Origin of the sequence: Rhodococcus sp. AQ5-07, from assembly GCF_009707305.1 — a bacterium.
GTDB classification, from domain to species: Bacteria; Actinomycetota; Actinomycetes; order Mycobacteriales; family Mycobacteriaceae; genus Rhodococcus_F; species Rhodococcus_F erythropolis.
The window spans coordinates 475649-488533 of sequence record NZ_CP046099.1 but is presented as its reverse complement, the minus strand read 5'-3'; the positions used below and the strand labels follow the sequence as shown (position 1 = coordinate 488533).

14 protein-coding genes are annotated in these 12885 nt (G+C 60.7%); 9 read left to right on the top strand and 5 right to left on the bottom strand.

Features of this window, described 5'->3' with window-relative positions; genetic code table 11:
* Positions 1-29 precede the first annotated feature (29 nt).
* Genes rplW through rpsJ form a run of 4 tightly spaced genes read right to left on the bottom strand, consistent with a single transcriptional unit; the run spans position 30 to position 1982 of the window.
* A complete protein-coding gene (rplW, locus tag GJB56_RS02210; protein ID WP_003940990.1) occupies positions 30-335 on the bottom strand; it encodes a 50S ribosomal protein L23 in 306 nt (101 codons plus the stop codon).
* Positions 332-1006 (bottom strand): 50S ribosomal protein L4, encoded by a 675-nt coding sequence (gene rplD, locus GJB56_RS02205; protein ID WP_003940723.1) that lies wholly within the window; start codon positions 1004-1006, stop codon positions 332-334. The genes rplW and rplD overlap by 4 nt, the downstream gene beginning before the upstream one ends.
* Positions 1003-1659: a 50S ribosomal protein L3 gene (gene rplC, locus GJB56_RS02200; RefSeq protein WP_003940826.1), complete on the bottom strand. Its 657-nt coding sequence runs from the start codon at positions 1657-1659 to the stop codon at positions 1003-1005. Before rplC ends, rplD begins: the two co-directional genes overlap by 4 nt.
* Before the next feature lie 17 nt (positions 1660-1676).
* Positions 1677-1982, bottom strand: a complete 306-nt coding sequence (rpsJ, locus tag GJB56_RS02195; RefSeq protein WP_003938093.1) for a 30S ribosomal protein S10 — start codon at positions 1980-1982, stop codon at positions 1677-1679.
* 575 nt (positions 1983-2557) lie between these two features.
* Between rpsJ and GJB56_RS02190 the strand changes: the two genes are divergently transcribed.
* The 5 genes from GJB56_RS02190 to GJB56_RS02170 all read left to right on the top strand — a co-directional run bounded on the left by GJB56_RS02190 (position 2558) and on the right by GJB56_RS02170 (position 7626).
* Complete coding sequence (locus GJB56_RS02190; RefSeq protein ID WP_003940943.1) at positions 2558-3034, top strand: hotdog fold domain-containing protein; 477 nt, start codon at positions 2558-2560, stop codon at positions 3032-3034.
* A gap of 85 nt (positions 3035-3119) precedes the next feature.
* Positions 3120-3644 (top strand): chorismate mutase family protein, encoded by a 525-nt coding sequence (locus GJB56_RS02185; protein ID WP_019747551.1) that lies wholly within the window; start codon positions 3120-3122, stop codon positions 3642-3644.
* A complete protein-coding gene (pabB, locus tag GJB56_RS02180; RefSeq protein WP_113683088.1) occupies positions 3641-5725 on the top strand; it encodes an aminodeoxychorismate synthase component I in 2085 nt (694 codons plus the stop codon). The genes GJB56_RS02185 and pabB overlap by 4 nt, the downstream gene beginning before the upstream one ends.
* 8 nt (positions 5726-5733) lie before the next feature.
* A complete protein-coding gene (locus GJB56_RS02175) occupies positions 5734-6675 on the top strand; it encodes a prephenate dehydrogenase dimerization domain-containing protein (RefSeq protein WP_113683089.1) in 942 nt (313 codons plus the stop codon).
* A gap of 6 nt (positions 6676-6681) precedes the next feature.
* Positions 6682-7626, top strand: coding sequence for a diiron oxygenase (locus GJB56_RS02170; protein ID WP_113683090.1), 945 nt, complete (start codon positions 6682-6684; stop codon positions 7624-7626).
* A 7-nt stretch (positions 7627-7633) separates the two neighbouring features.
* On the opposite strand, the gene GJB56_RS02165 is transcribed toward GJB56_RS02170, so the two are convergent.
* Positions 7634-8488 carry a glycosyltransferase family 2 protein gene (locus GJB56_RS02165; protein ID WP_069145813.1) on the bottom strand — a complete coding sequence of 285 codons (855 nt, stop codon included), beginning with the start codon at positions 8486-8488 and terminating at the stop codon, positions 7634-7636.
* Positions 8489-8922: 434 nt separating this feature from the next.
* Here GJB56_RS02165 and GJB56_RS02160 point away from each other — a divergent pair, with 434 nt between their 5' ends.
* The 4 genes from GJB56_RS02160 (at position 8923) to GJB56_RS02145 (ending at position 12807) form a co-directional block, all read left to right on the top strand.
* A complete protein-coding gene (locus GJB56_RS02160; protein WP_054188113.1) occupies positions 8923-9903 on the top strand; it encodes a daunorubicin/doxorubicin resistance ABC transporter ATP-binding protein DrrA in 981 nt (326 codons plus the stop codon).
* Positions 9900-10763 (top strand): ABC transporter permease, encoded by an 864-nt coding sequence (locus GJB56_RS02155; protein WP_054188112.1) that lies wholly within the window; start codon positions 9900-9902, stop codon positions 10761-10763. Before GJB56_RS02160 ends, GJB56_RS02155 begins: the two co-directional genes overlap by 4 nt.
* The gene (locus GJB56_RS02150; RefSeq protein WP_113683119.1) at positions 10763-11617 is read left to right on the top strand and encodes an ABC transporter permease; all 855 of its coding nucleotides are present in this window, start codon (positions 10763-10765) and stop codon (positions 11615-11617) included. Before GJB56_RS02155 ends, GJB56_RS02150 begins: the two co-directional genes overlap by 1 nt.
* A 140-nt stretch (positions 11618-11757) precedes the next feature.
* Complete coding sequence (locus tag GJB56_RS02145; protein WP_054188111.1) at positions 11758-12807, top strand: alpha/beta hydrolase; 1050 nt, start codon at positions 11758-11760, stop codon at positions 12805-12807.
* The last annotated feature ends 78 nt before the right edge of the window (positions 12808-12885 follow it).

The following is a 12885-nucleotide window of genomic DNA, read 5'->3' as shown; positions in this document are numbered from 1 at the left end:
GTCCTCTATGTCTCGTCAAGTCCCGGCGCTTACGCGACCGGTCCTCCGAAGATCTCGATGGGCTTGCTGTCAGCGGACAGGGTCACGAGCGCGCGCTTGGTGTCCTTGCGCTTGCCGTAACCGAATCGGGTCCGCTTACGCTTGCCCTGACGGTTGGCGGTGTTGACGCTGGTCACCTTGACGCCGAAGACCTTCTCGACGGCAATCTTGATCTGCGTCTTGTTCGAGTCCGGGTGCACCAGGAAGGTGTAGGTGCCTTCCTCGATCAGTCCGTAGGACTTCTCGGAGATGACCGGAGCGAGCAGGATGTCGCGGGGGTCAGCGATGGTGCTCACTTGGCGTCCTCCTTGTTCTGAGCGCTCTCTGCGGGCCCGTGGATGAACGCGTTGAGTGCCTCGACGCTGAACACGACATCGTCTGCATTGAGCACGTCGTAGGTGTTGAGCTGGTCGGGTGCAATGGGATGCACGCCTTCCAGGTTCTGCACGCTCTTCCAAGCGGCTACATCCTGGCGACCCACGACGAGCAGCAGCTTCTTGCGATCCGAAATCTCGCCGAGGAACGCGATTGCGCCCTTGGTCGAAGGCGTCTGCCCTGCAACCAGTTCGGTGATGACGTGGATGCGCTCGTTGCGTGCGCGGTCAGAGAGGGCTCCGCGAAGAGCGGCTGCCTTCATCTTCTTGGGGGTGCGCTGGCTGTAGTCACGCGGCTGCGGGCCGTGAACGGTTCCGCCGCCGACGAACTGCGGTGCGCGAGTCGAGCCCTGGCGTGCGCGGCCGGTGCCCTTCTGGCGGTACGGCTTCTTGCCACCGCCGCGGACGTCGCCGCGGGTCTTGGTGGAGTGGGTTCCCTGACGAGCAGCTGCGAGCTGCGCGACGACAACCTGATGGAGAAGCGCGATGTTGGCCGGAGCGTCGAAGATCTCAGCGGGGAGATCGACGGTGCCGTTGGTCTTGCCGCCGGCGACCTTGACGTCCAGGGTCAACTTGGTCTCGGTGCTGGTCATGCCCGTGCACCACCCTTCACTGCACTCTTGACGATCACGAGGCCGCCCTTGCGGCCGGGGATCGCACCCTTGATCAGCAGCAGGCCGTTCTCGGCATCCACCTTGTGGACCGAGAGGTTCTGCGTCGTGATGCGGTCGCTACCCATGCGTCCGGACATGCGCATGCCCTTGAACACGCGGCCGGGAGTTGCACAGCCACCGATGGAGCCCGGGCGGCGGTGAACAGCCTGGGTACCGTGCGACGCGCCCTGTCCCTTGAAGCCGTGACGCTTCATGGTTCCGGCGAAGCCCTTGCCCTTGCTGGTTCCGGTGACGTCGACGTATGCGCCGTCCTCGAAGACCTCGGCGGTGAGCTCCTGGCCGACCTCGTAGTCGGAGGTGTCCGCAACGCGGAGCTCCACTACGTGGCGACGCGGGGTCACACCAGCCTTGGTGAACTGGCCGGAAGTCGGCTTGTTCACCTTGCGCGGGTCGATGGCGCCGAACGCGAGCTGAACGGCGCTGTAGCCGTCACGCTCTTCGGTACGGATCTGGGTTACGACGTTCGGCCCAGCCTTCACGACGGTGACCGGGACAACCCGGTTGTTCTCGTCGAAGACCTGGGTCATGCCGAGCTTGGTGCCCAGGATTCCCTTGATCTTGGTATCAGTCATTGTTTTTGTCTCCGCCGTCACTGAATGTTCACGTCGACACTGGCCGGAAGGTCGATGCGCATGAGCGCGTCAACCGTCTTCGGCGTCGGGTCGAGAATGTCGATCAGCCGCTTGTGAGTACGCATCTCGAAGTGCTCGCGCGAGTCCTTGTACTTGTGCGGCGAGCGGATGACGCAATATACGTTCTTCTCGGTCGGCAACGGCACAGGTCCAACGACGCGGGCACCCGTACGGGTTACCGTCTCGACGATCTTGCGCGCTGACGCGTCGATCGCCTCGTGGTCGTAGGCCTTGAGCCTGATGCGGATCTTTTGTCCCGCCACGCTTAGTGTCCTTTTCTTGCCGCGTTTCGTAGCCCGCCTGGTCAGGCTCGAGCTACCTCGTCTGCACAGTCCTTGCCTGGACGATGACACGACGAACACTGAAGCGATCGGGACCAAGTCCGAAAGTTCGGAAGACCGTGTTAGCGGTAAACCGAGCATCGGATCAGATCAGGATCTGCTGCCGCTGTTCGTTTGTCATTGTTCTCCGGTACACGCGGTCGGGCGTGTCGCCTTCTCACTCATCCTGCGCCGGACAATCTTTCGATCATCTGGCGCGTGATGCGTACCGGACGTGTTCGATGTCGAACACAAAGTAGGTACTGCTTCCGTCCTGCATTACTTCTCGTCTTGCATGTCTTGCATGGTCACAGTCGTTGACCCGATTACCCTGACGGGATCTGCGATCGATCGTCTGTGACGTCTTACCCTTACCCGATCACGGCCGCAAACGACCGCGTCCCGGACAAGGCAACCCGACCAGTATGCCGTACCTGGCCCGATTCCTCAACTCCCCCGAACCAGCCTTTCCGAGTGAGCTGCGCGACAACAACCTTACTCAGAAGTAAGATAGTCCGATGACTACTTCCAGCCCCACCTATCGCGGATGGCAGAAATTGCCGGACAACGCCCTCGGACATGCAGTTTTCTCGGCGGCGATGTCCATTCGCGTGCCCTACTTCGCCTCCGTTCTCCCCCGGGTGACCAAGTTGGAACCGGGACTGTGCGAGGTCCGCTCCCCCAAATGGTGGGGCGTCCACAACCATCTCGGCACTTTTCACGCGATCGCAGCATGCAATCTCGCGGAGGTCGCAATGGGCATGCTGAGCGAAGCGACGGTTCCGAACTCGCACCGCTGGATCCCCAAGTCCATGAAGGTCGACTACCTCGCCAAGGCCGAGACCGGCCTGCGGGCGGTCGCCCGACTCGAGACTTTGCCGGACTTCGCGGCGATCGAGAGTGGCACGGAACTTCTCGTTCCCATCTCGATCTTCGACCGGGGCGGCAAGGAAGTAGTCCACGCCGAAATCACCACCTGGGTCTCCCCCAAGTAGGCACTCACGAACCCGCCTGCATCGCAACCTGATTCGCCCGCCAAACAGGTTTCGCAGAATTAGGCACTACCGCAGGTTTCGGCGAATGACGATCGTGGAACACCTCCCCGAACGGCGATGGTCGGTCGGGGTGCCGGTGTCCGGAGGTGGGTTGCGTTCCGGGCACCACATTGTCGACCTCGCGTCACGCCGAGCACCGGGAGGCCTCGTGGAAGAGTTCTTGACCACAACGAGTTCCGAAGCAGGCACGCAGACCTCGTCGTATCCGGACGAGGCCGAGGGATTGGACAGCTTCCGGCGCGACCTCGACGCCATCGACGCTCTACTTCTCGAGACGGTGCGGCAGCGGCTGGAACTCTGCCTACGCATCGGCGAGTGGAAGCGCTCCCGCGAGGTTCCGATGATGCAACCCGGCCGCGTCCGCCTCGTGCAGGAGCGGGCGCGTGAATTCGCCCGTAGACACGACCTCTCCCCCGACTTCTTCAACGCCCTGTACGAGCTGATGATTGCCGAGACCTGTCGACTCGAAGACCTGGTGATCAACGCACCTGTTGAGGAGGAGGACACTGTTCGGGAATCCGTCGGACCGAGATCAGGATCATCGACATGAGTTCCCGCACCCTTCTGGTGGACAATTACGACTCGTTCACCTACAACCTGTTCACCCTGTTGACCGAGGTCAACGGGGTTGTGCCGACCGTGGTCCGCAACGACGCGGATTGGGATTCCATCGATCTCGCGTCATACGACAACGTGGTCATCTCCCCAGGTCCCGGCCGGCCGGGTCGCGACCGTGATTTCGGAATCAGCCGCCGTTTCATCGAAGAAGCGCCTCTCCCACTTCTCGGTGTCTGTCTCGGCCACCAGGGACTGTGCGAGTTGTTCGGCGCGGACGTGGTGGTTGCGCCCGTACCGATGCACGGCCGAATTTCGCTGATCGATCACGACGGCTCGGGCATCTTTGCCGGACTTCCGTCGCCGTTCCGAGCTGTTCGCTACCACTCGTTGACCGTCGAGAATCTGCCGAACGCCTTCGTTCGTACCGCGTGGACGTCCGACGGTCTGCTCATGGGTGTCCGGCACCGGACCAAGCCGATGTGGGGCGTTCAGTTCCATCCGGAGTCCATCAGTACCGAGTTCGGCATAGATTTGCTCGCGAACTTCCGCGATCTGTCCGTCGGACGCACTCTGGATTCGGTGATCCGACCCGAACCGACTTCGCAAACACCCGACCTGCGGCCGGCGATCAACTACGACGTCGACGACGTGACTCTCGATTTTGCAGTGGACCCGTCTGCGGCCTATGCAGCACTGTTCGCCGACGGCCCGAACGCGTTCTGGCTGGACCGCGCGGCAACCGCAGAGCCGAGTGCGCGCTTTTCGATACTCGGCGATTCGTCGGGGCCGCTGGCCGAGTTCATCACGTACGACGTGCAAGCCGAGGTACTGACTGTCAGCCGAAAAGGCTTGTCCGACGAGCACATTCGAGTTCCGTTCTTCGATTACTTGGACGCACAACTCTCGACGCGCTTCGTGCCCTCGCATCCGGAACTCGACTTCAACCTCGGCTACGTGGGCTACCTCGGCTACGAACTGAAAGCACAGACGGGAGGAAGGGCAGTCCATCCGGCACCCACTCCTGATGCCGCTCTGGTGTTTGCCGATCGCGCCGTCGTCATCGATCACACCGCGGGCCGCACTCACGTTTTGAGGTTGCGCGAGAAAGTCCGGGACGCCGGCTATGACGATTGGCTCGAATCGACCGTCGACACCCTGGCGCGGATCGGCGCGGACCTTCCGGAACGCACCCCCGTTCCGCTGATCAGCGACACCGTCTGGACGCAGGCTCGCCTTCGGCATGATCGCGATCAGTACCTGTCGTTGATCGGAACGGCCCTCTCGGAGATCCGGGCAGGTGAGTCCTACGAGGTATGTCTGACCAACATGGCGAGCGTCGACGAGACGATCGATGCACAGCAGGCGTTCGAGTATCTGCGCTCGATCAATCCGACGCCGTACAGCGCACTTCTCGACTTCACCAGCATCTCGGTGGTCTCGGCCTCGCCTGAGCGGTTCCTTCGTGTCGACTCGGACGGCAACGTCGAGTCCAAGCCGATCAAAGGGACCCGTCCGCGCGGCGTCACCCGAGCGCGTGATGCTGCGCTACGGCAGGACCTGCTCGACAGCGAGAAGGACCGCGCCGAGAACCTGATGATCGTGGACCTCACTCGCAACGACCTCACCAAGGTCTGCGTTCCGGGAAGTGTCCACGTTCCGAGGCTGTTCGCGATCGAGTCGTACTCGTCCGTTCACCAAATGGTGTCGACGGTGCGTGGACATCTGAGCCCGGGGTCGTCGGCGGTGGACTGTGTCCGCGCCGCGTTCCCCGGCGGATCGATGACAGGTGCTCCGAAGGTACGAACGATGGAGATCATCGACCGCCTCGAATCCGGCCCACGTGGGGTCTACTCGGGATCGATCGGGTACTTCGCCCTCGGTGGCGCCGCAGACCTCTCGATCGTGATCCGGTCGCTGGTCTGCACCGAGAGCGGCGTGACCTTCGGAATCGGTGGTGCCATTACAGCGTTGTCCGACCCGGAAGAAGAATTCGACGAGACCACGGTCAAGGCGTCCACTCTGCTCCGTGCACTCGATGCGGTGTCCTCGCGGGTCCTCGAGTACGGCGGGTAGATCCAGCCATGACGGCGGCATCAGGCACAGCGACGGTTGTCGGCGGGCTGGGTGCCGTCGGATCCATGTTCGTCGAATTGCTTCGCGGCGGGGGGTCGACGGTCACCGTCGTCGACCCAGCAGGCAGCGATCCTGACGGAGATGTAGTCGTCGGAGACATCACGAAACCCAGTGACCGGGTCCTCGCACACGTGGAGTCCTCGAGCGTCATCGTGCTCGCCGTTCCCGAACAGGTCGCTCTAGCCGCACTACCGAGCCTTCGAGCATCCGGCGCTCTCGTTGTGGACACGCTGTCGGTCAAATCGCGGATGGACGCAGCAATCGCCGACGCCGGCCGAGAAGGGGAGTTCCTCGGACTCAACCCCATGTTCCGTCCGTCGCTCGGCCCACGCGGTCGGGCCGTCATCGCAGTGCCGTACGTCGACGGTCCGCAGTCCGCCAGATTCCTCGACGTCGTGCGCTCGTGGGGAGCGTCGGTCGCGGTGATGGACGCCGATCGTCACGACCGGTTGGCCGCGGCTACCCAGGTTCTGACACACGCGTCGGTACTGGCTTTCGGCGTTGCCCTGGCCGAACTCGGAGTTTCCGCGGACGAACTCCTCGCGGTAGCCCCTCCCCCGCATCGGACCTTGCTCGCGCTCCTGGCGCGGATAGCCGGCGGCGAACCGGAGGTGTACTGGGACGTACAAGCGGGCAATCCGTATGCAGGTGCGACACGAAAAGCACTGTTTGATGCCACCGCACAGGTGGACACGGCGGCCGAGGCCCTCTGCGACTTCACAGCGTTGATGAAAACCGCCGAGGCAGCGCTCGACGATCACTCCGGCGAATTGAACGCGGAGTGCCAGAGCTTGTTCGATCGCATTGCCGAAGGGCACAGAGAAATCGCCGAAGGGCACAGAGAGATTGCCGAAGGGCACAGAGAGATTGCCGAAGGGCTCAGAGAGTAGGGAACGATGAGACCTGGAGTGAGTCCGCCCAGCCTCCCGGAGTACGACGCCTCGGATCCGGTCGAGAGTGCAATCGTCAGTCGGCTTGCGAGCAATTGGGCGCGCCGGGCAACCGTGAAGAAGGCGGAGCCGGAACTGGACGATCTCTTCGATTCGTCGTTGTCCGACTACCCCGAAGCACTTCTCCCGTTCGCGGAGCATCCGACCTACCTGGCATTGAGTCCCGAGCAGAAGCAACGCCTGCAAGCCTGGGCATGGATCGCGTTCAACAAGAACGTCATGGACATCGAGAAGTACGTCGTCAATCCCGGCTTCGACGTTCTCGCCGAAGACCGACTCGGCGTCGGACTCGGAGATTGGGCTGCAGTGGCCGTCAATCAGGCGATGGTCGACGAGCAATATCACACGCTCATGCACTTCAATGCCAGTTCAGCGACCCGTCGAGGCAGGGGCTGGGCGCTTCCGTCGAAGGCACTGCCAGACGTCCTGACGGTCCGCACGCGGGCGCAAGCCCTCGACGCAGCCGAGGGGCCTCGCAAGATCGCCCTGACACAGTTGGCGTTCATGACCGTCGCCGAGGTGTCGATCACCGCATACCTCGACCTGATCTCGGATGACCCGGGCGTGCAGTCGATCAACCGCGCGACGATCCGGTTGCACGCTCGCGACGAGTACTGCCATGCCTCGATTGCCGGGGAACTGGCCGTGTCGGTCTGGGATTCCCTGGATCGTGGAGATCGCAGCTATCTATTGGAAGGCTTCGAGGGCGCCATGCGCGCTTTCAGTGGAACCGACTTCGGCGCTTGGCGAGCAATCATGGAGATCGAAGCCATACCCCGAGGGCAGAAGATGCTCGACGACATCGAATCGGGACGGCGCAACAACCTGTTCGTCCAGGACTACAGCGGTATCGAGAGGTTGTACAAGACCTTGAATCTGGACAGGATGTAGCCGACTCTCACGAATCCACGGGCATAGTGCGGGCTCCGGAACCTGACAGCAGTTTCCGCCATGACAACCGATCGGTTTGCCGGTCGTACATTCGGTACGCCGGCCACAACAGAGCATGCAGAATTGACGTCTTGAGAATCATCAAACGAAGTCGTGTAGTCATAGCCTGGTGATACTCGAGCGTTGTCACCGAAGCCTTGTTGTATGACAGAAACTCGATGGGTCCAGTCTCTCCCCTTCGACCGGAGATTTCGCTCCGCATGTCCAGGTCAGTGCCGAACTGCATCCCTGCCTTCACCAGGCACAGCGACAGATCCACGTCTTCGTGAATGTCGGTGCGATCACTGACCTTGTCGCGGATCGAGCGCCACGACGTCGCCCGAATCGCCATATTCGAACCAGTCAGTGCGTGCGCCGGTTTGATTCCGTGGAAATCGCCACGGGCCTCGGCTTTCTTCACCGCTGCTCGCTGAAGACCTGAAAACGGTGACTCGTAAAACAACGAGAAACCGGTAACGGCATCAAGATCATGAGAAGCGAAGGAACTTCGAACCGCTCGCGCCCACCCTGGTGCGACACGCGAATCCGCATCGACTCTGCCGATGAATTCACCCACTGCGATGTCGAACCCGGCATTACGTGCATGAACAACGCCTTGACGCGGTTCTACAAGATATCGAATTCGAGAATCCCGCTGCTCGAAAGAACGCGCGATTTCAGGGGTGCGGTCGGTGGAATTGTTGTCGACAACAATTATCTCGAGGATTTCGTCCCCTTGACGAGCGAGGGACTCCAAACACCCGGCGATGTAGTCCTCCTCGTTGTACACGGGAACCACCACTGACAACGTGCCGATATCCATGAGCAGTAGGTTACCTCGCCAGAGGGAGTCGACTTGATGATCGAGTCAGGGGTGCCCGTCGATCGAGTACGAACTCGTAGTACTCGACGAGCACTCAGCACGCGCGAACACGGTTCACACCTGTCGGCGACCCGAAATCAGGCCCGGTATCGGACACTGTGCGATATCGCACAGTCCAGTCGGTCGGCCTGACCGCGGCTTATCGCCAAGCTGCACGTTTGCATCGATCCCCACCGCGCGAAGGCCGGAACGAGGTTGTCCCTCCGGTAACATCCACTGTGCATCCGGAGATAGACGTACAAGGTTCCCGCAACCACTGGGGGCCTTACCAGTGACTCCGGCTCGGGCTACGACTTGCTCGAGAAAGGACACGGCCGAGAAGCCGTGTCCAAGCACAGCTCGGCCCGAAAACCCATGTAGACAGCGGAGAATTGATGCCCTTATCGACGGACGCGGCGGTAGTCGTGGAGGACGTTCACAAGTCCTTCAAGGATGTGCACGCATTGCGTGGCATCAACTTCCAAGCTCCCAAGGGCACAGTGCTCGGCATCCTTGGACCCAACGGCGCAGGTAAGACCACCACCGTCAAGGTTCTGTCCACGTTGATTCGGCCTGACCGCGGCGTCGCAATGGTTGCCGGATACGACGTCGCTCGCAACCCAGCTGACGTTCGCCGTTCGATCATGATGACTGGCCAGTTCGCCGCACTCGACGACGCACTCACCGGACGCGAGAACATCGAACTGTTCGCTCGCCTGATGGGCCTTGATCGCGCATCCGCCAGGCAACGAGCCGTCGACCTTCTCGAGGAATTCGATCTCGTGGAAGCTGGGGGGCGAGCCGTTGCAGGCTACTCCGGCGGCATGCGACGACGCATCGACATTGCGTGTGGATTGGTAGTGAGGCCAGAAGTCGTATTTCTCGACGAGCCGACGACTGGACTGGACCCCCGCAGCCGCCAGAGCGTGTGGAACCTCGTGCAGACTTTGAAGGAGCAAGGCATCACGGTTCTGCTGACCACTCAGTACCTCGAGGAAGCTGACCTCCTCAGCGACAACATCATTGTCATCGACAAAGGATCTGTCATCGCGGAAGGGACGGCCAACGAATTGAAGGCTCGAACCGGCGCCAGCTTCTGCGAAATCGTTCCCGCCGAGGCAAGCTTGCTGGGGCCAGCAGCCAACGCGTTGGGTAATTTGGTTCCGCCGGACTTCCGCTTCGATCTGGCAGTCGAGAACGGCCGAATTGCAATTCCCGCACCCCGTGGTTCTGCGACCCTTGCAGAAGCTCTGCGGCGTCTCGATCACGCACGGATACCACTCGCGGACATCGCCCTGCGCAGGCCTTCACTTGACGACGTGTTCCTGTCGTTGACGGGGCAGTCGCGTCCGAGCGAAACAAGCGATGCGACGTGACCACGACGACGAAATACGCAACTCAAGATCTTGCCTTGAAACAGGTAGGTCAACGGTCCATCACGGTGCCGAATGCAGCTCGGATCGGACGCCATCGTCGTCCGCAGCCATCCGCGGTCACACAGTGGTGGACCCTTACCGGCCGTACCGTTCGCGCAATGATTCGCCGGCACGAATTGCTCGTCGCAATCGTCGCGCCATTGATCTTCACGGTCGGCTTTTACCTGCCCCTCAAGTTCGTAATGCAGCTGCAGGGAATCAATTACGCACAGTTCTTGATGCCGATCATCGTCTTGCAGGCGATGGCCTTCACTTCGATCTCAGCGGCGCAGATGTCGGCGACCGAACGCATCACTGGCTTCAGCAGTCGGATGCAAACCATGCCGGTTTTCGGCCCGGTTCCACTGTTTTCGCGGATGAGTAGTGGATTCCTCCGATCCGTCGTCTCACTGACGGCAGCAGTGATCTACGGATACGCGATCGGATTTCGCTTCGTCGGTGGTCTGTCACAGGCCATGCTCTTCTGCGTGATCGCGTTGACTTTCAGTACGTGTTTGTCGCTCGGCGGTGATGCAATCGGCTCGCTGTCGAAGAGCCCACAAGCAACCAGTCAGGCATTGACACTTCCCCAATTGATCCTCGGAATGCTCTCGTGTGGATTTGTTCCGGAGAGCGGATTCCCGGAATGGATCCGGCCGTTCGTACGCAATCAGCCCGTATCTCAGTTCTCCTACGCCATGCGGGACCTGGCTGCCGGCACCCTCACCCCGAATACGTTGGTGCCAGTTGCGGCTTGGTCGATCGGTTTGATAGCGGTATGCGGGCCACTCGCATACTGGGCAAGTACGAGGCGAGCGTGATGAGTTCTCTCGAGAAGCGTGAGGAGATACGCAGTGGGAGGGCGCTCGCGTTCCCTCTTCCCAACGCGGCACTACCCGAGAACTCGGCCAGCGCGCTCTGGACCCACAGCCTTATTCAGGCGAAGCGGCTTCTGATCAACTGGGCGCGCGATCCTTCAACGACTGTTCAGGCGCTCGTTTATCCCGCGTTGACCTTGATCATATTTCGCGTTGTTCTGGGAAATTCCATCACAGCTGCCACCGGGCAGCCGAGTATCTATGGGACTGTCCCGCTCATCATTCTCGTGGGGGCGATGTTCGGTTCGATCGCCAGCGCAGTTGGCTTGCGGGGCGAGCGGAAGAGCGGTCTGCTCGGTCGATTCTGGACGCTGCCCGCACACCGAGCATCGGGCCTGGTGGGCCGGATGATCGCTGAAGCCGTTCGAGTTCTACTGACAACGATCGTCATCATCGGCGTTGGTTATGCCGTCGGCTTCCGGTTCACTCAGGGCCCGCTTGCGGCAGTGGCAATGATACTTCTACCCATCGCATTCGGCATTGGGTTCGCGGTGATGGTCACGGCTCTCGCCACGATGTCGGAAAATGTGCCGCTCGTCGAATTGGTTTCCATTGGGTGCACCCTGTTGATGTTCTTCAACAGTGGTTTTGTCCCGACAATGGCATATCCGGTCTGGCTTCAACCCGTAATTGCCGCACAACCGATGTCCGTCGCAGTCGACGCTATGCGCGGACTTTCGCTCGGAGGCCCGGTCCTGGTGCCAGTTCTGAAAATGCTTGCCTGGTCAGCGGGAATGATCGCTGTTTTTCTATATCCTGCGATTCGGGGTTACCGCCGGGCTGCGGAGACTTCATGACAGACGCATCCAGCGAGTGTGGCCTTATACCAGAATTTAAATATCTAAATACGGTAACAGTCCACAAACAATAACCGACTCAATTCTCTGAATGCGACAAGGTCGCAATCGACAATGAATCAACCGAAAGGTATGAGGTCTTGACGCGAAATTCCACGACCTGGCGACGCACCGTACAGATCGGTGCATTGGCCGTTGCCGGCTCACTGCTCACAGCCGGTCTCGCGCAGGCCACCCCCGCGCGCGTCGGTGGCGACTCATCCGAAACAGCGTCGACGGGCTCCTACATCAAATCCGTCGAGAAGGTCAATGACCGTCAGCTCGTCGTCAACGTCTATGCGGCGTCGATGGACAAGGACGTTCCGATTCAGGTGATCACCCCGGCCGACAACTCCGAACCTCGCCCGATCGTCTATCTGCTGAACGGTGCCGGCGGCGGAGAAGATGCCGCGACATGGGAACTACAAACTGATGTAGTCGATTTTTTCGCTGACAAGAACGTGAACGTCGCCACGCCTGTCGGTGGGCGTCTCTCCTACTACACCGACTGGGAGAAGGACGACCCCAAGGCCGGACGCAACAAGTGGTCGACCTTCCTGGGCAAAGAATTGCCCCCGTTGTTGAACGAAGAGCTGGGGAGCAACGGTAAGCAAGCCATCTCGGCCATCTCGATGTCCGGTACGTCGGTACTGAACTTGGCGATCGAGTACCCCGGTTTCTACAGTTCTGTTGCCGCTTACAGTGGCTGCGCACAGACCAGCGATCCCCTCGGACAAGCATTCGTCCGGACGACCACGGAATGGATCGGCGGCGTCGACGACATCACGAATATGTGGGGACCATTGGACGGACCGGGATGGGTCGAACACGATCCGCTCGTCAACGCAGAGAAGCTGCGTGGGACGCCCATCTACATGAGCACCGGAAACGGGCTTCCTGGAATTCCGAACGACACATTCCTCAACCCACGTCTGAGTGATGGTCGCGCATATACGGAGAACCAGATCATCATCGGCGGCCCGATCGAAGCAGCGACCAACCTTTGCACTTCGAACATGGCCAAGCGCCTGTATGAATTGAATATTCCGGCCGTTGTCGACTTCCAGCCGGTCGGGACCCACTCGTGGGGCTACTGGCAGGATCAGCTACACAAATCATGGCCGTTCATCGCCGGTTCGCTCGGAATCTGAGACAACCGCAGGAACATTCTCAACCAGCCAGCCTGTTCTTCTCGATCAAATGCGAGAAGAACAGGCTGGCTTTCCTCT